Here is a 21,539-nt window from a genome sequence, read left to right as displayed (position 1 = left end):
CGGGGTTTTTGCTTGCGGGCTGCGGCCCGCGCGATTTTCGCCCCGCGTGACGCGACCCGGGCGAGAAATCTCGCGCACAGCGCGCTGACGCCAACCTTAAGTTTACCCTTGCTCGCGACAATCCGCCTCACCTTCCGCCGGGAGCTGGGATGTCCTCGCCGTCCTCGCCAGACACGCCGCCGTCGCCTCTGAGCCAGGCCGAAAGCGCGCAATGGTTCTTCGAGAACGCACACGACCTGTTCGCGGTCGTGGTCGAGGACCGTTTTGTCACCGTCAATCCGGCCTGGACCCGCCTGACCGGCTGGACCGCTGCCGAGTTGATCGGCCGCTCGCCCCTGAAATTCGTCGACCCCGCCGACCACGCGGACTTCATCGAGTCCGGCAAGCTCATCCGCGGCATGGGCGGGGCGGTGTTCCGCGTCCGCATGATCTGCAAGGACGACCGCCGCATCTGGCTGGAGGCCCACGCGCGCCTGGGCCCCGCCGGCGAACTGGTCGGCACCCTGCGCGACGTCTCGGCCGAGGTGGCCCGCAAGGCCGAGCAGGCTGTCTCGCGCCGCACCCGCGAGATGCTGGCCTCGGCCGCCGGGGTGGGCGTGTGGAGCTTCGACCCCGTCGCCCAGCGCATCGAATGGTCGAGCGACATCCTCAGCCTGACCGGCCTGCGCCCCGAAGAGGTGTCGACACCCGAAGCCTTCTACGCCCGGCTCGACGAGCCCGAGCGCGGCCGGGTGCGCGCCACCTTCTCCCGCGCCGTGCGCACCGGCCAGGGCGGCACGATCGAGCATCACATGCGCGGCGCCACCGGCCAGAAGTTCGCCTTCCGCGCCACCTTCCAGACCGAGCCGCGGCCCGGCGGCGTCTTCGCCCTGCGCGGCATCTCGCAGAACATCACCGACGTCGCCCGCGACCGCGACCTGGCCCGCTGGGGCGAGGAGAAGGCCCGCAAGCTGGTCGAGGGCGCCCCGTTCGCCGTCGCCCTCTACGACCGCGAACTGCGCCTCACCGTGGTCAGCCCACGCTTCCTCGACATCTTCCAGGCCACCGAGGCCGAGGTGATCGGCAAGTCGCTGCACGAGCTGACCTACGGCGCGCGAAAGCGCTTCGTGGCCGCCGTCGAGCGGGCCCTGACCGGCCAGACCGTCGTGCGCCGCGAGGACAGCCTGACCGACGGCCACGGCCGCGAGCACCGCCTGCGCTGGGAGGCCCGCCCCTGGCGCGACGCCACCGGCGCGATCGCCGGCGTCATCACCTACATGGACGACGTCACCGCCCTAGCCGAGGCCCGCCGCGAGGCCCGCGCCAACGCCCGGCGGCTGAAGACCGCCCTGGGCGCGGCCCAGGCTGGGGTCTACGAGATCGACCACGCCGAAAAGAGCTTCTGGGGCTCGCCCGAGTTCCACCGCATCCTGGGCCAGCGGATCACCTTCGACGACGTGCGCCAGGCTATCTGGCCGATGATCCGCTCCGACGACGTGGCCGCCGTCTACGCCGCCGGCGCCGTCGGCCGCTGGGGCGAGCGGGCCTTCGACGCCCGCGTGGTCCGTCCGAACGGCGAGGAACGCTGGATCCGCCTGTTCCACGAGGTGCGCCGCGACGCCTCGGGCCGGGTGCGCAAGGCCTATGGCCTGGTGCTCGACATCGACGAGCAGAAGCGCGCCGAGCTGGCCCTGGTCGAGGCCGAGCGCGCCGCCCAGGCCGCCAACGAGGCCAAGGCCCAGTTCCTGGCCAATATGAGCCACGAGATCCGCACCCCGATGAACGGCGTGCTGGGGGTCATCCACCTGCTCAAGCGCCAGGGCCTGTCGGCGGAAGCCGACCACCTGCTGGGCGAAGCCCTGGCCTGCGGCCGCATGCTGTCGACCCTGCTGGACGACATCATCGACTTCTCGCGCATCGAGGCCGGACGCCTGGACGTCACGCCCGAGCCGATCGATCCGGCCGACCTCGTGCACAGTGTCGCGCGCCTGCTGCGCGCCCAGGCCGAGCACAAGGGCCTGGCCCTGGTGGTCGACGCGCCCGACATGGGCGTCGTGCTGGCCGACCCCACCCGCTTGCGCCAGGCGCTGTTCAACCTCGTGGGCAACGCCGTGAAGTTCACCCTGTCGGGGTCGGTGTCGCTGCGGCTGCGCCGCGGGGACGTCGACAGGCTGGTGTTCGAGGTGTCCGACACCGGCGTCGGCATCGCCGCCGAAGCCCAGGCGCGCCTGTTCCAGCGGTTCCAGCAGGCCGACGCCAGCACCACCCGTCGGTTCGGCGGCTCGGGCCTGGGCCTGGCCATCACCCGGCGGCTGGCCCAGATGATGGGCGGCGAGGTCGAGTTCAGCTCGGTCGAGGGCGAGGGCTCGACCTTCAGCCTGTCGATCAACGCCCCGCCGGTGCAGACCGCGCCGCGCGACGAGGCCGCCGGCGACAAGATGCTGGAAGGCCTGAAGGTGCTGGTGGTCGAGGACAACCCCACCAACCGCATGGTCGCCCGCCGGATCCTGGAAATGCTGGGCGCCGACGTCGAGACCGCCGAGGACGGCCTGTCGGGCGTGGAAGCGGCGATGCGCGGCTTCGACCTGATCCTGATGGACGTGCAGATGCCTGGCGTTGACGGGCTGGAGGCCGCCCGCCGCATCCGCGCCCTGCCCGGGCCGATCGGCGCCACCCCGATCGTGGCGCTCACCGCCAACGTCCTGGCCCACCAGCGGGCCACCTATCTGGCGGCCGGCATGAACGGGGTGGCGGCCAAGCCGATCTCGCCCACCGCCCTGCTGGCCGAGATCGTCCGCGTGGCCGAGGCCGCCGGCGCCGCCGAGACCGCCGCCGCCTGATGGCCGCCATCGATCGGCGCCCTTCCCAGAGACCGGCGTTACGGGCTAATCCTCCTGGCAATTAGGGGGATCCGCATGACGGACACGACTGCCGGCGCCGACCAGAAGAAGGGCGCCTCGATGCGCACGGTGGTGGCGGCCTCGTCGGCCGGCACGGCCTTCGAATGGTACGACTTCTTCATCTTCGGCAGCCTGGCGCAGGTCATTTCCAAGACCTTCTTCACCGGCCTGTCCGACACCGCCGGCTATGTGGCGGCCCTGGCCCTGTTCGGGGTGGGCTTCGCCTTCCGGCCGCTGGGCGCCCTCGTCTTCGGCAAGATCGGCGACCAGGCCGGCCGCAAGGGCGCGTTCCTGGCCACGGTGCTGCTGATGGGCGGCGCCACCTTCGCCATCGCCCTTCTGCCCACCTTTCAGCAGGCGGGGATCATCGCCCCGATCCTGCTGATCATCCTGCGCTGCGTGCAGGGCTTCGCCCTGGGCGGCGAGTACGGCGGAGCGGCGATCTATGTGGCCGAGCACTCGCCGCCGGGCCAGCGCGGCCGGGCCACCTCGTGGGTGCAGAGCTCGGCGTCGCTGGGCCTGTTCGCGGCTCTGCTGGTCATCCTGGCCACCCGCTGGCTGCTGGGCGCCCTGGTGGGCCCCGAGGCCTTCGACGCCTGGGGCTGGCGCATTCCGTTCGCCGTCTCGATCGGCCTGCTGGGGGTCTCGGTCTGGATGCGCCTGAAGCTCAGCGAAAGCCCGACCTTCGCCAAGATGAAGGAAGAGGGCGCGGCCTCCAAGGCCCCCTATGCCGAGGCCTTCGGTCAGTGGAAGAACCTCAAGCTCGTTTTGCTGGCCTTCTTCGCCGTCATGTCTGCACAAGGCGCGGTCTGGTACACCACCTTCTTCTACATCCAGACCTTCATGGAGAAGTTCCTGAAGGTCGCCCCCGGCACGATCAACGCCCTGATGATGGCGGCCGCGGCGGTCAGCGCGGTGCTCTACGTCGTGTTCGGCGCCCTGTCGGACAGGATCGGCCGCAAGCCGGTGATGCTGGGCGGCATGACCCTGGTCCTCCTGTTCTACTTCCCCGGCTTCCACCTCTTGGAGAAGGCCGCCAACCCGGCCCTGGCCGAGGCCTCGGCCCGGGCGCCGGTCAGCGTCACCGCCGATCCGGCCGACTGCGCCCTGCAGTTCGACCCGATCGGCAAGGCGGCCTTCGTCTCGTCCTGCGACATCGCCAAGAGCGCCCTGGCCAATGCCGGCGTCTCCTACGCCAACCACGCCGGCCCGGCCGGATCGCCGGCGATCGTCCAGGTGGGCGAGACGCGCATCGTCTCCAGGAGCGCCACGGGCCTGCTCGCCGCCGAGGCCAAGGCGGTGAAGTCCGCCGGCGAGGCCGCCATCAAGGCGGCCCTGGCCAAGGCCGGCTATCCCGCCGCCGCCGATCCGAAGCGGATGAGCATCCTGGGCGTGTTCGGTGTGCTGCTGGTGTTCGTGGTCGGCGCCACGGCCCTCTACGGCCCACTGGCGGCGGCCCTGGTCGAGCTCTTCCCCACGCGGGTGCGCTATACCGCCCTGTCCCTGCCCTACCACATCGGCACCGGCTGGATCGGCGGCTTCGTGCCGTTCAGCGCCTTCGCCATCGTGGCGGCTGTGGGGGATATCTACGCCGGGCTCTGGTACCCCGTGCTCTTCACCCTGATCAGCGTACTGGTGACGGCGTTCCTGCTGCCGGAGACGAAGGACAGGTCGCTGGACTGATCCTCCCCCCTGAAGGGGGAGGTGTCGGCGAAGCCGACGGAGGGGCATGTGAATGCTGAACCAGCAGCCCCCTCGACCTTAGCAGAAACTTCCCCCTCCGGCCCTGCGGGCCACCTCCCCCTTCGGGGGGAGGATCTGGGTCAGTGATCCGTCGCCCGGGCGAGCTTCCAGCGGATCTTGGCGCCCTTCTCGGCGCGGACCTGGCTCTTCAGAACGATCACCCCCGCCTGGCGGGCGTGGCCGTGGTCGAAGTGCGGGGCGGCCAGCACGGCGACGTCGGGCGCGTCGTTGCGCAGCCACCAGCCGACGTTGGACGGCCCCTTGATCAGCACGCTCTTGCCGTCGCGCGCCAGCGAGGCGCGGGCGTCGGGATGCAGGTGGAAGCTGATCTTGAACGGGTGATAGCGGCGCGGCCCGTCCGCCTTTGCCTCGGCCATAGGGATCAGGCTGTCCTCGCCGCGTAGTTCGTCGGCGGCGAGGTCGAGGAACAGCCGGCGGGCGTGCTTGAGGCCCAGGCGTCGCCAGCCGTCGTGGACGACATCGAGCCAGACCCCCTGCTCGCCGTCATGCCGGCGGGATTCGACGCTGGTGGCGCCGTCGACCAGCCAGGGTCCCAGAGCAGCGGCGCGGAAGCCCGACAGCGGCCGCCCGGCCGAGCCCTCGCCCACAGACACCGTAGAGGCCGCGTCCGACAGGCGGAACGCCTGGGCGTTAGCCGCCTCCGGGCTCCAGCCGCTGGAGGTTATCAGCCGGTCCTTGCCGCAGACGATCTCGAGCGCCGCCGGCTGGGCGCAGGCCGAGCGGCTGAGCGGTCCCACAGGCGGCGGGCCGGCGTCGGCCAGCACCTGGATCGCGCCGCCCTGCATCTTCTGGAAGCCGGCGTGCGGCAGGTCCATCGGCGGACGCGGACCATGATCGTCATGGGCCAGGGCGGCGGCGATGCGGGCGGGCTCGACCGTCTCGCCGCCGTGAAAGGCCGCCAGCTTGCCGTCGGCCAGGGTGAAGAAGCGCGCGCCCGACGACAGGCGGTCGATGGCCCGGCTGATCGCCTCGGGCGTCGGACGGCCGCGCTGGCCCAGGGCGTCGTCCAGGGTCAGCAGGTCGAACAACAGCTCCAGCCCGGCTTCCGGCGAGCGCGAGGCATGGCCGCCGTCGGGCAGAACGACGACCTCGATCTCGCGAGCGACCCGGCGCAGGCCCTCGGCCATCAGCCGATCGGCGGCCTTGCCGACCAGGGCCGTGCCGGCGACGGCCACCACCACGGCCCGCTCCAGCGCGCGGTCGGGGGCGTCGGAGGCTTTCATCAGCTGGCGGGCCCCGCGGGCCACGTCCAGCGCCAGGGCGGCGGTCTCGGCGTCGGAGGCGCCGGGCGACAGGGTCTTGGCGGCGCAGGCCAGGTGGAAGGTGCGACGCTCGAGGCACTCGCCCGACCAGGAGAAGGCGTTCCAGGTTCCGAACACCCGACGCCAGTCCTGGATCAGCCGCAGGGCCCGGCGGGCGCCTTCCGGCCCCTGGGCCAGCAGGCCCGGCAGCCAGTCGAAGCGGTGCAGAGCCACGGCGAAGGCCCGCGACGGGCTGGGAGTGTCGAAGGGATCGCCCTCGGCCCCGACCTTCAGGCTCTCGTCGTGCAGGGTCAGCACGCCGTCCAGCAGCTGACGGCCGCGATGCAGGTCGATGGGACGAGGATCGTGCGGCCGGGCCGACAGGCCGACCGGCCGGGGCGCGGTGATCAGCGCGCGGTGCGGCGGCGAGCCGAACCACTCACGCTCGAAAGCCTTGCGCACCGAGGCCGAGACCGATCGCGCCAGCACGGCTCCGCGCCGCAGGGGACGCCCGGCGGGCCTGGATGCGGAGGGCGTGGCGGGCGCGCCGGTCATGCCGTGGCGTCAGCCCCCTTTGAGTGCGCTGATATTGGCGGCGTAGGCGTCCGGGCCGCCCTTGAACACCGCCGAGCCGGCCACCAGGGCCGTGGCGCCGGCCGCGACGCACTGGGGCGCGGTGACCGGGGTCACGCCGCCGTCGACTTCCAGGATGATGTCCAGCCCTTGGGCGTCGATCATCTTGCGCAGGGCTTCCACCTTGCGCAGCTGGCCCGGGATGAAGCTCTGGCCGCCGAAGCCGGGGTTGACCGACATGACCAGCACGAGGTCGACGTCCTCGAGGATCCACTCGACATGGTCGAGGCTGGTCGAGGGGTTGAACACCACCCCGGCCTTGGCGCCCAGCTGGCGGATGCGCTTGAGCGAGCGGTGCAGGTGCGGGCCGGCTTCCGGGTGGATGCTGATGATGTCGGCGCCGGCCTCGCGGAAGGCCTCCAGATACGGATCGGCCGGGCTGATCATCAGGTGCACGTCGAACGGGATCTTGGCGTGCGGCCGGATGGCTTTGACGATGTCGGGGCCGAGCGTGATGTTCGGCACGAAGTGGCCGTCCATGACGTCGACATGCACCCAGTCGGCGCCGGCCGCCTCGATGGCGGCCACTTCGGCGCCCAGCTTGGCGAAGTCGGAGGCGAGGATCGACGGAGCGATGATCGGCGCAGTCATGGTGTCCTTGGCTTACCGGGCAAAGGCTCGCGCTACAAGCGAGCGGTTGAGTTCCAGCCTTACGCGGCCTTGACGAAGCGAGCCGCGAAGAAGCCGTCCTGGCCGCCTTCGCGATGATGGGGCAGCAGGCGCAGAGTCCCCCGGGCGGTCAGGCTGGCCGGCGGCGCACCGCCCTCGCCGGCCGTGATCGGGGCCAGCGAGAACTCCGGATGACGGGTCAGGAAAGCCTCGACCTGAGCCTCGCCCTCCTCCGGCTCCAGCGAGCAGACGCAATAGACCAGACGGCCGCCGGGCGCGGTGCGCTTGGCGGCGCTGTCCAGCAGGGCCGACTGCACAGCCGCCAGGCTGGCCACGTCGCCCGGGCGCGCGGCCCACAGCACGTCGGGGTGGCGGCGGAAGGTGCCCGTGGCCGAGCACGGGGCGTCCAGCAGCACGGCGTCGAAGGTGCGTTCGTCGGCCCAGGTCGAGCCATCGGCGGCCACGACCTCGGCCTTCAGGCCCATGCGGGCGAGGTTCTCACTGACGCGCTTGAGGCGAGCGGCCGAGCGGTCGACGGCGACGACCTCGGCGCCGGCGGCGGCCAGTTGCAGGGTCTTGCCGCCGGGGGCGGCGCAGAGGTCGACGGCGGTCTCGCCGGGCTTCACGTCCAGCAGGCGCGCGGGGATGGCGGCGGCGGCGTCCTGCACCCACCACGATCCGGCCTCGAACTCGGGCCAGCCGGCGACGTCGCCGCGACGGCGGGTGCGCAGGGTGTCGCCCGGCAGGACCTCGGCCTCCAGGGCCTCGGCCAGCGCCGCCACGTCGGTTCCGGGCTTCAGGGAAAGGTCGGTGGCCGGCTCCTCGGCGACCACGGCGGCCAGGGCGCGAGCGTCGTCCTGCCCCCAGGCGCCGGTCCAGCGGGCGAACAGCCACGGCGGCACCAGGGCCGAGGGATCGTCGGCCGGCGCGCCGTCGCGCAGCAGGCCGCGCAACACGGCGTTGACCAGGCCCTTGAACGGACGGCTGGCCTTGTTGGCGCCGGCCAGTTCGACGCTTGTGGCCACGGCCGCGAAGGCCGGCACGTCGAGGAAGAAGGCCTGGGTGGCGCCCAGGCGCAGCAGGTTGCGCACGCGCGGCGGCGGCTCCTTGCTGAGCTTGGCGGCCAGGGCCCGGTCGACGGGCCCCAGGCGGCGCAGGGCGGCCATGGCGAGGGCGCGCGCGAAGGCGCGCTCACGCGGCTCCAGGGCGCGGAAAGCGTTGGTCGTCGCGGCCTCGTCGAGGCCGCCGCGGCGCGAAAGGGCCGCGTCGAGTAGGGCGAGGGCCGCTTCCCGGGCGGGAAGGCCGTCGTTAAGTTCCTGAGTCACCGCCCCGCCGTGCCCCGCAATGCGCCAAAGCGCAAGCCCCTTGGATGCCCCAACGACGCTTGCGTGCTATGAAACACCATGTCCGACGATCTTTCTCCCCCGTTTTCCGAGGTTCAGGACCCTGAACTGGCCCGCCTGGGCGCCGCGCCCGGCAAGGATCTGAGCCCTGCCGCCCGCCGCGCCCTGGAAGAGGCCGCCGCTCGCCGCGAGGCCGACGCGGCCCGGGTGATGCCTGCGGAAAAGGGCGGCCGCGACGGCCCCGAGCCCACCCGCTTCGGCGACTGGGAGCGCAAGGGCGTGGCGGTGGATTTCTGAGATCGGATGCTCCCCCCGAAGGGGGAGCTGTCGCGAAGCGACTGAGGGGGATGTGGCCTGTGAGCCAGCCGACGCCTTAACGTCAGCAGGGACTTCCCCCTCCGGCCCTTCGGGCCACCTCCCCCTTCAGGGGGAGGATCTGCAGATCATCCCTTCGGCTTGCGCGGAGCGGCCGGCTTCTTGGCCGGGGCCTTGGTCGCGGCGGCCTTCGGGGCCGGGGCGGGCTTTTCAGCGGCCGGGACGACGGCGGCCACCGCCGGCTGGGCCAGCAGGTCGCGGATCTCGGTCAGCAGCTTTTCTTCCGGGGTCGGAGCGGGCGGCGCGGCGGGCGCAGGCTCGGCCGCGTCGGCGCGGCGGATCTGGTTGACCAGCTTGACCAGCAGGAACACCACCGCCGCGACGATGAAGAACTGGATCAGGGTGTTGATGAAGGCGCCGTACTGGATGGCGACCTTCTCGATCGCCTCGGTGGCCGGATCCTCGGCGCGCAGCACCCATTCCAGCTTGGAGAAGTCGAGGCCGCCGGTCAGCAGGCCGATAGGCGGCATGATCACCTGATCGACCAGGCTTTTGACGATGCCGTTGAAGGCCGCGCCGATGATGACGCCGACGGCCAGGTCGATGACGTTGCCGCGAGCGATGAACTCGCGGAATTCCTTGACGATGCTCATGCGGGGTCCCTCTCGCCTGTTCCTGGGGCTAACCGGAACGCCGAAAGGCTGGGCCGGTTCGCCCCCGGGGGCAAGAGAGTCGGCCGGCCGACTACTCGGCGTTCAGGCGCGCGCGCAGTTCCTTGCCGCTCTTGAAGAACGGAACGTGCTTGGCGCGGACGTCGACGGTTTCCCCGGTGCGCGGATTGCGACCGGCGCGGGCCGGGCGCGAGCGCACCGACAAGGCGCCGAAGCCTCGCAGCTCGACGCGGCCGCCGGCTTCCAGGGCGTTGATCATCCGCTCCAGGATGACGCCCACCACGCGTTCCACGTCCTTCTGCGTCAGGTGCGGGTTTTCGTTCGCGAGCCTGGCGATGAGTTCAGACTTGATCATCGATATCCCCTGCGCCGAGGGAGCGGCGCGCCGCGACCTTTGCCCAAGCAGGCCGCAATCTTCAAGAAAAAGGTTTCGGGCCGTCCCTCAAAGACCCTTCGGCGCCCGGACGATGCGAACATCGTAGGCGGCCTTGCGGATGGCGGCGTTGGCGGCCTCGACCTGCGCGAACGGCAATTCGCGGGCCTCGCTGCGCGTCACCGTCTCGAACCGGGCGACGCCGCTCGTCACCGTCGCCGACTTGGCGACCCGATACCCGGTGGCGGTCTCCTCGCCGTTGGCGCCCTTGACGCTGAAGCCCTCACCCTTGCCGGGCAGCACGACCTCGATCGAGCTACGCCCGTAGGACGGATAGCGCAGGGCGAAGGGCGCGGTGTCGTTGGGCCCGGGCTCTCGGCGCGGGAAGGTGCTCGCCCGGCCCTCGTCGTCGCCCAGCTTCAGCTCGCGCACGCCCAGGTCGTCGTTCAGCCGCCATTCCGGCGTCGCCGTACCGGTCATCTTGATGTTGAGCTCGCCGTCCTCGGCCTTCACCCAGTCGACGTTCTCCAGGGTGATCCAGCTCATTGAGCGCGAGAGGCTCTGCTTGAGGGCGCGCTCGACGTCGGCCTTGGGTGCGGTCTCCAGCGACCGCGACAGCCCCCGCGCCGCATCGCCGCGCATCAGCATCTCGACACGCACCGGCGCGGGCTTGTCGAGGCCGGCCGAGGCGTCGATGTGCAGGCTCGTCTCGGTCTGCGCCTCGCGCAGGGGCGGCTGCTCGATCGGCTCCAGGCCCGCGCCCTTGGCGCGCACCGGCAGGGCCCAGCGGAAGCCCGGCGGGCGCAGCTGGTCGAGACCGCCCTTGTCGCCCGAGCGGGTGCCGTCCAGCCAGTAGCTCTTACCATCGATGCGGGCGCGCACGATGATGTGGTTGAACTGGCCGGCCGCGGCCACGCGTTCGTCCATGCCGTCGCCGCTGGTGGTCGAGACGATGGCCGGCTCGGCCTCGACGCCCAGCTCGCGCAGCAGGGCCAGCAGCAGCACCGTCTTGCCCTTGCAGTCACCGAAGCGGCGCGCCCAGGTCTCGTCGGCCGGCGCCGGACGATAGCCGCCGTCGCCCATGCTGAGCGCCAGGTAGCGGGTCTTGTCCTCGACCAGTTGCAGGGCGGCGAAGGCCCGGGCCTTGTGATCATTGGTCTGGGCGGCGATGCGTGCGGCCTCGGCCCGAACCGGCGAATCCGGCGCCAGCTTCGAGGCCTCGGCATAGAGCGGGGCCATGCGGCGCGAGATCTCGGCCCAGTCGGCATAGGAGGAGGCCTGCAGCTCGCCCACCCGCAGGAAGCGCAGCGGCGCCCCGGCCGGCGCCTTGGGGGTCTCGGCCCCGGTGACGTCGACGCTCAGGCGGGTGAAGCCGCCGACCTCGGCGACGCTCGGCTGCGGGAAGCCCGTGGTGGTCTTCCAGACCACCGGATTGTCCTTGGGCCACTCCAGGCGCACGCGATAGCGGCCGATCTTGCCGCCCCAGCCCATGCGCTCGAAGCTCTGGCCGCGGTTGTCGAGCAGCGGCTCGGTGCGGTGGATGGTGTAGGCCCAGTCGACCACGTCGCCGACCTGCAGGTCCTTGATCTGGATGCTGGCCGTCAGGCGGCCGTCGAGCATGGCCCGTTCCAGGTTGGTCTCGCGGCGGATGACCAGAACGTCCTTGCCGCCTTGCAGCAGGTCGATGACCTGATCGCCGCGACGGATGGCCAGGGTGTGCAGGGTCACCGTCTCGGCGGTGGGGTTCCACGACACCGAACGCGAGCCCGAGCCCGACAGGCCCTCGGTCTTGACGATACGGACGACCCGACGGTTGTAGTAGGTCCCGCCGGAGCGCTCCATGCGGCCCTGGCTGTCGTCGAGCAGCACCTGGGTGGCGGGGGCTTCGGGGCCGGCCTGGAGGTCCGGAATCGCCGCGACGTCCACCCACCTGGCGGGCGCGGCATAGACCGGCTGGTCGGCGGCGAGGGCATGGCCGGTCCACATCGCGGCGACGGCGGCGGCCGGAAGGGCCAGCGCGGAAGATTTGAACATGGACGATCCCTGCCAACTACTCAGACAAGCGGGACCATACAATTCCAGGCAGCACGGCCAAGACTTCGCGCAAAAGAAAAACGGCGGTCGGATTGCTCCAACCGCCGTCTGTCTTCAGCTCACACCGTGAGGTGCGGGCTTATTCCTTCGGAGCGGCGCGCTCGCGCAGAGCCGCACCCAGGATGTCGCCCAGCGAAGCGCCGGAGTCCGACGAGCCGAACTGCTCGATGGCTTCCTTCTCTTCGGCCATTTCCAGCGACTTGATCGACAGCGAGACGCGGCGAGCGGCCTTGTCCACGTTGGTGATCTGAGCGTCGACGCGGTCACCCACGGCGAAGCGCTCGGGGCGCTGTTCCTGACGATCGCGCGACAGGTCCGACTTGCGGATGAAGGCGGTCATCGGGGCGTCGTCTTCACCGAAGCGGACTTCGATGCCGCCCGAGGTGACTTCCGTCACGGTGACGGTAACGGTCTGGTTCTTGCGGAAGGTGTCGCCCGACATCGGGTCGCCGGCCAGCTGCTTGATGCCCAGCGAGATGCGTTCCTTCTCGATGTCGACGTCGAGAACCTTCGCCTTGACCAGGTCGCCCTTCTTGTAGCGAGCCATGGCTTCTTCGCCGGCGACGCTCCAGTCGATGTCCGACAGGTGCACCATGCCGTCGATGTCGTTGTCGAGGCCGACGAACAGACCGAATTCGGTCGCGTTCTTGACTTCGCCTTCGACGGTCGAGCCGATCGGGTGAGCCTCGACGAAGGCTTCCCACGGGTTGGCCAGGGCTTGCTTCAGGCCGAGCGACACGCGGCGCTTGGACGGATCGACGTCCAGGACCACGACGTCGACTTCCTGCGAGGTCGACACGATCTTGCCGGGGTGGACGTTCTTCTTGGTCCACGACATTTCCGACACGTGCACCAGGCCTTCAACGCCGGCTTCCAGCTCCACGAAGGCGCCGTAGTCGGTGATGTTGGTGATGCGGCCGGTGAACTTGGCGCCGACCGGGTACTTGGCTTCGACGCCGTCCCACGGATCCGACTGCAGCTGCTTCATGCCGAGCGAGATGCGCTGGGTGTCCGGGTTGATCTTGACGATCTGGACCTTCACGGTGTCGCCCACGGCGAGCACTTGGCTCGGGTGGTTGACGCGCTTCCAGCTCATGTCGGTGACGTGCAGCAGGCCGTCGATGCCGCCCAGGTCAACGAACGCACCGTAGTCGGTGATGTTCTTGACGACGCCTTCGCGGATTTCACCCTCTTGCAGCTGCGACACCAGTTCGGTGCGCTGCTCGGCGCGGGCTTCTTCCAGGATGGCGCGACGCGAGACGACGATGTTGCCGCGCGGACGGTCCATCTTCAGGATGGCGAAGGGCTGTTCCTTGCCCATCAGGGGGCCGACGTCGCGGACCGGACGGATGTCGACTTGCGAGCCCGGCAGGAAGGCCGAGGCGCCGCCGAGGTCGACGGTGAAGCCGCCCTTAACGCGACCGACGATCGCGCCCATGACGGGTTCGTTCTTGGCGTAGACGCCTTCCAGGCGGGTCCAGGCTTCTTCGCGCTTGGCCTTCTCGCGGCTGATGACCGCTTCGCCCATGGCGTTTTCGAGGCGCTCGAGGAAGACTTCGACGGTGTCGCCGGTCTTGATGGTCGGCTTACCGGCTTCGTCGACGCCGAATTCCTTCAGCTGGACGCGGCCTTCGGTCTTCAGACCGACGTCGATGATCGCGAAGTCCTTCTCGATCCCAACGACCTTGCCCTTGACCACGGAGCCTTCCGCGAAGTCGCGGCCGCCCATGGAGTCGTTGAGGAGCGCTTCGAAATCGTCGCGCGTGGGGTTGAAGCTCATATCGTCAGCCATGCTGATCTAAGATCTCTGGGTTGTGGGAAGCCCTGCGATGAGCGCCGTCGGGTGACGGTTCTCGGGATTCCGGGTGAAGTGATGTTCTGATGCGATCCGGCGCGTCCAAAGCGGCGGCGAGGCGGGCGTTAGATTGGCCCTTGGAGTTTCCTCACCGGGCGCGCGCCGTCTCGACGATGCGGAGAGCCGCATCGAAGGCCTGGGATATAGTCATTTCCGACGTATCAAGCAAGATAGCGTCCACAGCCTGGGTCATGGGCGCGTCCTTGCGGCCGCCGTCGCGCTCGTCGCGCTTTTTGATGTCGGCCAGGATCTCGTCGAAGGTGACGCTCTCGCCCTGCCCCGTCAGCTGCTTCCAGCGGCGGTCGGCGCGGACCTCGGCGCTGGCGGTGACATAGAGCTTGGCCGGCGCCTCGGGGGCGATGACCGTGCCGATGTCGCGCCCGTCGAGCACCGCGCCCGGGTCCTGGGCGGCGAACGCGCGCTGAAGGTCGAACAGCGCCTTGCGTACGCCCGGATGCACGGCCACCCGGCTGGCGGCCTCGCCGGCGGCGCGGGTGCGCACTTCCGGCCGCTCCAGTTCGGCCAGGTCCAGGTCGCGGGCCGAGGCCTCGGCCGCCGCCGCGTCGTCCAGATCGCCGCCGGCGTCCAGCAGACGGACGCCGACCGCGCGATACAGCAGGCCGGTGTCCAGCATCGGCAGGCCGTAATGGGCCGCCAGCCGCGAGGCGATGGTGCCCTTGCCCGAGGCGGCCGGGCCGTCGACGGCGATCACGAAGCCCATGGATCAGGCCTCAACGATCGAGCCGCCCAGGCCCGTCATCAGCGACACGAAGCCGGGGAAGCTGGTGGCGATCATGCCGGGCTCGTCGATCTCGACCGGCTCCTGGGCGGCCAGGCCCAGGATCAGGTGGCTCATGGCGATGCGGTGATCGCCGTGGGTGATCACCTTGCCGCCACCGCGCACGGGGTGGTTGCCGCCCTTCGTGCCGACCACGGTCATGCCCTCGGGTTCTTCCTCGACGGTGACGCCGCAGGCCTGGAGGCCCGCCGCCGTCAGGGCGATGCGATCGCTTTCCTTGACCCGCATCTCGCCGATGCCGCGCATGATGGTCGGACCGTCGGCGAAGGCGGCCGCGACGGCCAGGATCGGATATTCGTCGATCATCGCCGGCGCCCGCTCGGGCGGCACGACGACGCCCTTGAGCTGCGAGTGGCGGGCGGTGATGTCGCCGACGTCCTCGCCGCTCTCGACGCGGACGTTCGAGATCGTCAGGTCGGCGCCCATTTCCTGCAGCGTCGTGAAGAGACCCGTGCGCAGCACGTTGAGCATCACGCCCTCGACCGTCACTTCCGAGCCGGGAACGATCAGGGCCGCGACCAGCGGGAAGGCGGCCGACGACGGATCGCCCGGCACCTGCACATGCGTGCCCTTCAGCTTCTGGCCTTCCGGCAGGCGCACGTGGCGCACGCCGCCCCTGTCCTCGACCAGCACCTCGGCGCCGAAGGCGCGCAGCATGCGCTCGGTATGGTCGCGGGTGGCTTCCGGCTCGATCACCTCGACGCCGCCCTCGGCGTGCAGGCCGGCCAGCAGCACGGCCGACTTCACCTGAGCCGAGGCCATCGGCAGGGTGTAGACGAGCCCGCGCAGGGATCCGCCCTTCAGGGTCAGCGGCAGGCGGCCCTTGTCGCGGCCGTACCAGGTGGCGCCCATGCGGGCCAGCGGATCGAGCACGCGACCCATCGGCCGGCCGCGCAGGCTGCTATCGCCGGTGAAGGTGGCGCACATAGCAAAGCCCGCGGCCGCGCCCATGATCAGGCGCACGCCGGTGCCGGCGTTGCCGCAGTCGATGACGTCCGAGGGCTCGGAAAAGCCGCCCTTGCCCTCGACGCGCCAGCGGCCGACGCCTTCCTGTTCGACGCGCGCGCCGAAGGCCTGCATGGCCCGGGCGGTCGCCAGGACGTCGTCGCCTTCCAGCAGCCCTTCGATGGTCGTGGTGCCGCTCGCAAGCGCGCCAAGGATCATCGAACGGTGCGAAATGGACTTGTCGCCAGGCGCCCGAACCGTACCGCGAAGGGCCCCGCCCGGAGCGCTCTTCAATCCAGCCGTGGTCATGCCGAAACCGGCTCCTTGCAACATAGGTGTTTCGCGAAGGGGTTTGCTTTTGACAGCGGCCTCCCGTCATGGCAAGTCAGCCGCCGCTTTTCCCATCAGGATCAAAGGGTCGCCGCCTTGGCTAATCCCGACTTGGGCGCAAAACAAATCTGCCCCAACTGCCAATCGAAGTTCTACGACCTCAACCGTCGTCCGGCTGTCTGCCCCAAGTGCGGCGAGCAGTTCGATCCGGAAGAGGCGCTGAAGTCGCGCCGCGTGCGCGCCCGCGCCATCACGCCGGACTATGACGCCGAGGACGAAAAGGAAGCCCCCGCTCCCAAGGAGCAGGACGGCTACGAGGACGAGGTCGACGAGACCCCGGAAATCGACGAGGCCGCCGAGGCCGACGTCAACGAAGGCGACGACGAGGACGGCGATCCGACCGCCGAGCCGGCGCCGGGCGGTGACGACCTGGGCGTCGACTTCGCCGAGGACGAAGACCTGGGCGACGAGGACAGCGACGACGTTCCGTTCCTCGAAGACGAAGACGAAGACGATCTCGGCGACGAGATCGAGGGCCTGCCGGGCGACGAGGACGACGACCGGTAAGCGACGAATTCCGGGGCTGGAGCGATCCGGCCCCGGACTTTCGGATCCGGCCTTTCCTGTTCTCCACAGGGCTTTCGCCGGGCTCCGAAAAAAAGTTCGCCGAGGGGGTTGATCCCGGAAAAACCTCGGCATAGGTTCCGCGCCTCTTCGGGGGACAGCCACTCGGAACCGCCGGAGAGACTAAGGATTTCAAACGGAAGTCTTCGTGATTTCCAGGCGAGCCTTGGGGCTATAGCTCAGCTGGTAGAGCGCTTGAATGGCATTCAAGAGGTCAGCGGTTCGACTCCGCTTAGCTCCACCAAGACGGCCGCTTCCCTAAAGGGAGCGGCCGTTTCCATTTTTGGAACCCATCCGAAGTCTTGCCGGAAAACTTGCGCCTCACCGTACGGAGGGGGCTTGATCCCGGAAAGGCCTCGACATAGTTTCCGCGCCTTCCCGGGCGACCATCCGGGAGACCAAGGCCTCCTTCACGGAACGCCTCGGGGCTATAGCTCAGCTGGTAGAGCGCTTGAATGGCATTCAAGAGGTCAGCGGTTCGACTCCGCTTAGCTCCACCAAAACGGCCGCTTCCCTAAAGGGAGCGGCCGTTTCCATTTCCGGATCAGGTATAGCCCAGCAGCGCTCGCAGCCCGGGCACGTGGAAGTCGACGACCCGCTTGTGGACGTCGGACAGCACCTTGGGCACCTCGGCCGTCACCTTCAGGTTCTCGCTGGCGGTGCGGCTTTCGCGGCGGTCGGCGCCGGCCTCCACGCGTTCGCGCCAGTCGGCGGGCAGATCCAGGCCGCAATCGGCCAGCAGCGCGCCGAAGAAGGCCTCGGCCCGCCGCGAGCCCAGGTCCTTGAGATTCTCGACGATGTCTTCGTAGCGGACGATCACGGCGCTGGAGCCCAGCCAGGCCACGGCGTTCATGCTGAAGACGTCGCGCAGGTCAGGCACGGCCCCGTGGGCTCCCAGGATCATCATCATGATGACGTCCTCGATCGCCGCCCCGCCGTCCTTGATGTGGTTCAGGCGGCCCTGGAACTCGTCGGAGAGGTAGAAGCGGGTGCGGGCCAGGACCCAGTCGTAGGGGTCGCGCACGAGCACGATGTGCCGCACGTCACGCAGGGCCACGGCGGACTCGTCGGAGAACAGCATGTGGCCCCAGCTGATCATCGGCCGCTGGGGATTGAAGGCCTCGCGGCTACGGCCCAGCAGGGCGTGCTGGATGTACTCGCCGGGCCAGTGCTGATCACGGGCGACGAACATCCGCATGATGTTGCGGATCAGGTGGGTCCCGGCCTTGGGCACGCTGTTGAGGAACACGGGCCGGGCCAGCCGAGCCCGGTCGAAGCGCTCGCCGATGGCGTCGAGATTGTCGGGCTTGCCGCGGATGATGGCGTTCACGAAGGACCCCGGGCGGCCGAATGGGCCGCAGCTTACAAAGGAACGGGCGACGGATCGCTCCGCCGCCCGACGATAGACGAAACCCGGAAGGCCGCGAAACGCCTGTCGGCGACCGCGGCCCGCCTGGCCCGGAACTTGGCCTAGAACTTGGCCTGCATGCTCAGGAACACGCGGCGGCCGATGTAGTCGTATTGCGACGACAGCACCGAGCGACCGACCATGCTGTAGTCGCCCTGGGCCATGGTCACCTGCGGCGGCAGCTCGTTGAACAGGTTGGCCACGCCGCCCACGATCGACCAGTCCTCGAAGCGCTTCTGCAGCGAGAGGCTGTGGTAGGCCGTGAACTCGGTGTGGATCTTGTAGAACGTGGTGCCCGCGGCATTGCGGTCGTCGAAGAACTCGGCGTCCGAGGCCTTGCCGACCATGTCGACGCCCCAGAAGCCGGTCCAGTCGCCCTTGCTGAAGCGGACGTTCAGCTGGCCGGTCCAGTCGGGGTCGCCGACGCGGCCGTTGTTGTCCTCCACGAAGTCGGCGAACAGGGCCTTCTTGTCTTCCAGCTGCCAGGTCGACTGCAGGTCGATGGTCATGCGGATGTCGGCCGGCAGGTCGTAGTTGTAGTTCACCGTCAGGTCGATGCCGCGGTTCTTCTGGGTGGAGATGTTCAGGTAGTCGTTGGTGATCGTGGTGATCAGGTTGGAGGGGCCGCGTTCGAACAGCGAGCACAGCGGATCGGTCGGGAAGTTCAGCGACCGGTAGCAGCCGGCGACGATGTTGGCCGCGCCCAGCTGGTCGATCTCGTTCTTCACCTCGATGTCGAAGTAGTCGACCGCCACCTGCAGCTGGGCGAACTTCGGCGTCCAGATCAGGCCGTAGGTCGTGGCCTTGGAGGTTTCGGCCTCCAGGGACCCGGCGCCGCCGCCCGAGGTGATGGTGGCCGACGAACCAGCCCCCGTATAGGCGCCCGGAATGCCGTCGGCCGCGCAGTTGTCGGCCACGTACTGCGGCAGGGTGCCCGCCGTCAGCGCCGCCTGCCAGCGAATGCAGGGATCGACGCTGCGCTGGCTGAGGAACGAGGTCTCGGCGTTCTTGTACAGCTCGAACAGCGCCGGAGCGCGGAACGAGGTGCCATGCGTGGCGCGCAGGCGCACCGACGGGATGATCCGCCAGTTGACGCCGACCTTGTAGGTGCTGTCGCTGCCGTAGGAGTTGACGTCGGTGTAGCGGCCCGACAGCGACAGATCCAGCGACTGGGCCAGCATCACGTCCTTGAGGATCGGGATGCTCAGCTCGCCGTAGACGTCCTTGGTGTTGTCCTTGCCGGCGGTGATGCCGGAGACCGAGGCGCCCCAGACGTTGCCGGCGCGGGTGACCTCGCCGGGGGTGTCGTTGATCTCGTCGCGGCGATACGAAGCGCCCAGCGCCACGCCCACCGGACCGGCCGGCAAGGTGAACAGGTTGCCCGACACCGATCCTTCGATGGCGAACTGCTTGTAGATCGTCTTGCCGGTCTCGGTGTCGAACAGGAAGGCTTCTTCCTCGGGCGTGTACTTGCCGGCCAGGAAGTCGGGCGACATCCAGTTCACGTCGACGCAGCTGCGGTTCGAGATCGGGGTCTTGTAGCCCACGCACGAAGCGGTCGGACGCGGGATCGAGTTGGCCTGGCCAAGACCGCCGGTGCCGAAGTCGCTACGGCCGTCGGCGCTGTTGAGGGCGTCGGCCAGGATCACGTCCTGCGAATAGAGGCCCTTGTTGTGGCTGTACTGGGCGAAGATGTCCCAGTCCCAGCCCTTGAGGAAGTCGACACCGGTGAAGTCGCCGCGCAGGCCGCCGACATAGCGCTGGTAGTCGACCTTCTGGCCCGAGCGGTTGCGCGGGGTCGCCACGGTCGGGCTGAGCACGAAGTCGCCGGTGAAGCCGGCGCTGAAGGGATCGCCGTAGTCCTCAGTGTAGAGATAGGTCCAGAACTGGCGATAGCCGTTGGTCTTGGTGGCGCGACGGTTCAGCAGCACCTCGGCATAGGCCTCGATGTTGTCGGTGACGTCGAAGGTGGCCTGGGCGTAGACCGTGTTGCGCTCGGTGCGCGGGGTCAGCGAGCTGGCCAGGTTGTAGGGGCTGTTATAGTCGAGCACGCCCATGTCCGGGTTGGCCGGATCCAGGCTGTCGCCGACGATGAAGAAGCCCGGGGGCAGGCCCGGATAGGCGCCGCCGGCGTTCGAGCCGCCCGGATACTGCGGGATGTATTGGCCAAGGTTGCCGTTGTAGTCGTACTGGATCTTGCCGTCGGTGCCCGCGAAGTCAGGGATCGTGTAGAGCCAGACTTGATCGTACAGCAGGTCGCGGCACTGGGTCTTGCCCGTGCGCGGATCGATGGTGTCCTTGCGCTTGCCGGCGGCGTCGAAGATGTACTGCTGGCCGCAGTTGGTATAGCTGCGCTGACCGTTGGTCTGCTCGGCCTTCTTGGCGTAGTCGTAGGTGATGTTGAAGGTGCCGCGCTCGAAGGTCTTGCCCCAGCTGAGGCTGCCGCGGAACTCTTCGCCGCCCTTCTTCTGCGGCTGGGTGGCGAAGGCGTCGATCGAGAAGCCGTCGGCGCCGCGCTTGGTGATGATGTTGACCACGCCCGCCACGGCGTCCGAGCCGTAGATCGACGAGGCGCCGTCCTTCAGGATCTCGACGCGATCGATGGCCGCCATCGGCAGCACGTTGAGGTCGAAGGCCGACACGCCGCCGCGCACGCCGGCCGGACCGGCGCGACGGCCGTTCAGCAGCACCAGCGTGCGGTTGGCCCCCAGGCCGCGCAGCGAGATGGTTTCCGAACCCGGACCGCCGTCGGTGACGAAGGCGCTCGAGATGGCCGAGTTGATCTGCGGCGAGCCCGAGGCGATCGTCGAAGACTGCAGCAACTGGGCCGTGTTGCCCACGCCCTTCAGCAGGCCCTGCTCGGCGGTGACCACCTGGACGGGGTCGGAGCTGTTGAATTCGTTGCGCTTGATGCGCGAACCGGTGACCACGACGGCTTCGACTTCCGAAGGAGAAGAGGCTTCGCCAGTCGCCTGGGCCATGGCGGGCAAAGCCGCGCCGGCGGCCAGCCCCGCGATGATCGTCGAGGCCAGAAGATGTCTACGATGCATGAACATTGAGGATTTTCGCCCTTGATTGCGGGCACAACGGCACGTCCCCCCACCAAGTCCCCCTTGGCGCGCGACGAACCTCCCGCAATGCTACTCAACCGCCTCAGTCATCCATCTGCAATCTAAGCGACGCCTAACAGTCGCATTTTGGACAAACTGTGACCTCTAACGCGCACTTCGTAACCAAGCTGAGCGGTTATGGGCAGAGCGATCGGGAGCGCTCCCAGGGCGGCCCTCCGGCGCGGAGTCGTCACTTTTTCGCCTTGTTTCGAACGTGGAGGCGGCTGACGCATCGCTGGTTGAAACCGCCCCCTCCGGCCCTTCGTCCAAGATGCTCCCCCTGAAGGGGGAGCTGTCGCCCCCGGGTCCGGCCAAAGGCCGGCCCGAGGGTAAACTCCGCCGACTGAGGGGGAAGGGATCGCTGACGTTCGGGGTGCGTCGACCTCACCAGGAACTTCCCCCTCCGGCCCTCCGGGCCACCTCCCCCTTCAGGGGGAGGATCTTGGGGCATGGGCTCGCGATCTTGCGTGGCGAACCACGAAAGCTGGTGGGGAGGCGCGGAGCGGCCGGGCGGAGCCCGGAGACCGTGATTTGTTTTAGCGTTTC

15 protein-coding genes and 2 tRNA genes are annotated in these 21,539 nt (G+C 69.2%); 6 read left to right on the top strand and 11 right to left on the bottom strand.

The features are described 5' to 3' along the window. Positions 1-149: 149 nt before the first annotated feature. Together P7A99_RS08330 and P7A99_RS08325 are read left to right on the top strand one after the other, a co-directional pair. On the top strand, positions 150-2,819 hold the full coding sequence (locus P7A99_RS08330) for a PAS domain S-box protein (RefSeq protein WP_277793434.1): 2,670 nt from the start codon (positions 150-152) through the stop codon (positions 2,817-2,819). A gap of 75 nt (positions 2,820-2,894) precedes the next feature. Continuing rightward, positions 2,895-4,562, top strand: coding sequence for an MFS transporter (locus tag P7A99_RS08325; protein WP_277793433.1), 1,668 nt, complete (start codon positions 2,895-2,897; stop codon positions 4,560-4,562). A 140-nt stretch (positions 4,563-4,702) separates the two neighbouring features. Here the strand turns inward: P7A99_RS08325 and P7A99_RS08320 are convergent, their stop codons facing one another. The 3 genes from P7A99_RS08320 to P7A99_RS08310 are packed head-to-tail and all read right to left on the bottom strand — an operon-like array spanning position 4,703 to position 8,451. Then, on the bottom strand, positions 4,703-6,439 hold the full coding sequence (locus P7A99_RS08320) for a heparinase II/III family protein (RefSeq protein WP_277793432.1): 1,737 nt from the start codon (positions 6,437-6,439) through the stop codon (positions 4,703-4,705). Between the two features lie 9 nt (positions 6,440-6,448). Then, positions 6,449-7,108 carry a ribulose-phosphate 3-epimerase gene (gene rpe, locus P7A99_RS08315; protein WP_277793431.1) on the bottom strand — a complete coding sequence of 220 codons (660 nt, stop codon included), beginning with the start codon at positions 7,106-7,108 and terminating at the stop codon, positions 6,449-6,451. A 59-nt stretch (positions 7,109-7,167) separates the two neighbouring features. Further along, positions 7,168-8,451 carry an RsmB/NOP family class I SAM-dependent RNA methyltransferase gene (locus P7A99_RS08310; protein WP_277793430.1) on the bottom strand — a complete coding sequence of 428 codons (1,284 nt, stop codon included), beginning with the start codon at positions 8,449-8,451 and terminating at the stop codon, positions 7,168-7,170. 78 nt (positions 8,452-8,529) lie between these two features. Between P7A99_RS08310 and P7A99_RS08305 the strand changes: the two genes are divergently transcribed. Then, complete coding sequence (locus P7A99_RS08305; protein ID WP_277793429.1) at positions 8,530-8,766, top strand: DUF1674 domain-containing protein; 237 nt, start codon at positions 8,530-8,532, stop codon at positions 8,764-8,766. Between the two features lie 146 nt (positions 8,767-8,912). Here P7A99_RS08305 and mscL read toward each other — a convergent pair whose 3' ends face one another. From mscL to aroA, 6 genes are all read right to left on the bottom strand, one after another. Beyond that, entirely contained in the window at positions 8,913-9,437 is a 525-nt protein-coding gene (mscL, locus tag P7A99_RS08300) for a large-conductance mechanosensitive channel protein MscL (protein ID WP_431307651.1), read from the bottom strand. Between the two features lie 91 nt (positions 9,438-9,528). Beyond that, positions 9,529-9,810, bottom strand: a complete 282-nt coding sequence (locus tag P7A99_RS08295) for an integration host factor subunit beta (protein ID WP_058348974.1) — start codon at positions 9,808-9,810, stop codon at positions 9,529-9,531. 87 nt (positions 9,811-9,897) lie between these two features. Then, on the bottom strand, positions 9,898-11,862 hold the full coding sequence (locus tag P7A99_RS08290; RefSeq protein WP_277793428.1) for a DUF3857 domain-containing protein: 1,965 nt from the start codon (positions 11,860-11,862) through the stop codon (positions 9,898-9,900). 139 nt (positions 11,863-12,001) lie between these two features. Then, positions 12,002-13,714, bottom strand: coding sequence for a 30S ribosomal protein S1 (rpsA, locus tag P7A99_RS08285; RefSeq protein WP_277793427.1), 1,713 nt, complete (start codon positions 13,712-13,714; stop codon positions 12,002-12,004). 151 nt (positions 13,715-13,865) lie between these two features. After that, positions 13,866-14,498, bottom strand: a complete 633-nt coding sequence (gene cmk, locus P7A99_RS08280; protein ID WP_277793426.1) for a (d)CMP kinase — start codon at positions 14,496-14,498, stop codon at positions 13,866-13,868. 3 nt (positions 14,499-14,501) lie between these two features. After that, positions 14,502-15,830 carry a 3-phosphoshikimate 1-carboxyvinyltransferase gene (gene aroA / locus P7A99_RS08275; protein ID WP_277793425.1) on the bottom strand — a complete coding sequence of 443 codons (1,329 nt, stop codon included), beginning with the start codon at positions 15,828-15,830 and terminating at the stop codon, positions 14,502-14,504. Between the two features lie 117 nt (positions 15,831-15,947). Between aroA and P7A99_RS08270 the strand changes: the two genes are divergently transcribed. The 3 genes from P7A99_RS08270 to P7A99_RS08260 all read left to right on the top strand — a co-directional run bounded on the left by P7A99_RS08270 (position 15,948) and on the right by P7A99_RS08260 (position 16,975). Further along, on the top strand, positions 15,948-16,418 hold the full coding sequence (locus P7A99_RS08270) for a TIGR02300 family protein (protein WP_277793424.1): 471 nt from the start codon (positions 15,948-15,950) through the stop codon (positions 16,416-16,418). A gap of 225 nt (positions 16,419-16,643) precedes the next feature. After that, positions 16,644-16,719 (top strand) — tRNA-Ala (locus P7A99_RS08265). 180 nt (positions 16,720-16,899) lie between these two features. Continuing rightward, positions 16,900-16,975 (top strand) — tRNA-Ala (locus P7A99_RS08260). A 44-nt stretch (positions 16,976-17,019) separates the two neighbouring features. On the opposite strand, the gene P7A99_RS08255 is transcribed toward P7A99_RS08260, so the two are convergent. Together P7A99_RS08255 and P7A99_RS08250 are read right to left on the bottom strand one after the other, a co-directional pair. Beyond that, a complete protein-coding gene (locus tag P7A99_RS08255; RefSeq protein WP_277793423.1) occupies positions 17,020-17,805 on the bottom strand; it encodes a hypothetical protein in 786 nt (261 codons plus the stop codon). 140 nt (positions 17,806-17,945) lie between these two features. Next, positions 17,946-20,939, bottom strand: a complete 2,994-nt coding sequence (locus tag P7A99_RS08250) for a TonB-dependent receptor plug domain-containing protein (RefSeq protein ID WP_431307650.1) — start codon at positions 20,937-20,939, stop codon at positions 17,946-17,948. Between the last annotated feature and the right edge of the window lie 600 nt (positions 20,940-21,539).

The organism is Caulobacter endophyticus, assembly GCF_029543245.1.
GTDB lineage: Bacteria > Pseudomonadota > Alphaproteobacteria > Caulobacterales > Caulobacteraceae > Caulobacter > Caulobacter endophyticus_A.
The sequence above is the reverse complement of the archived record's forward strand: the minus strand, read 5'-3'. Positions and strand labels throughout refer to the sequence as shown.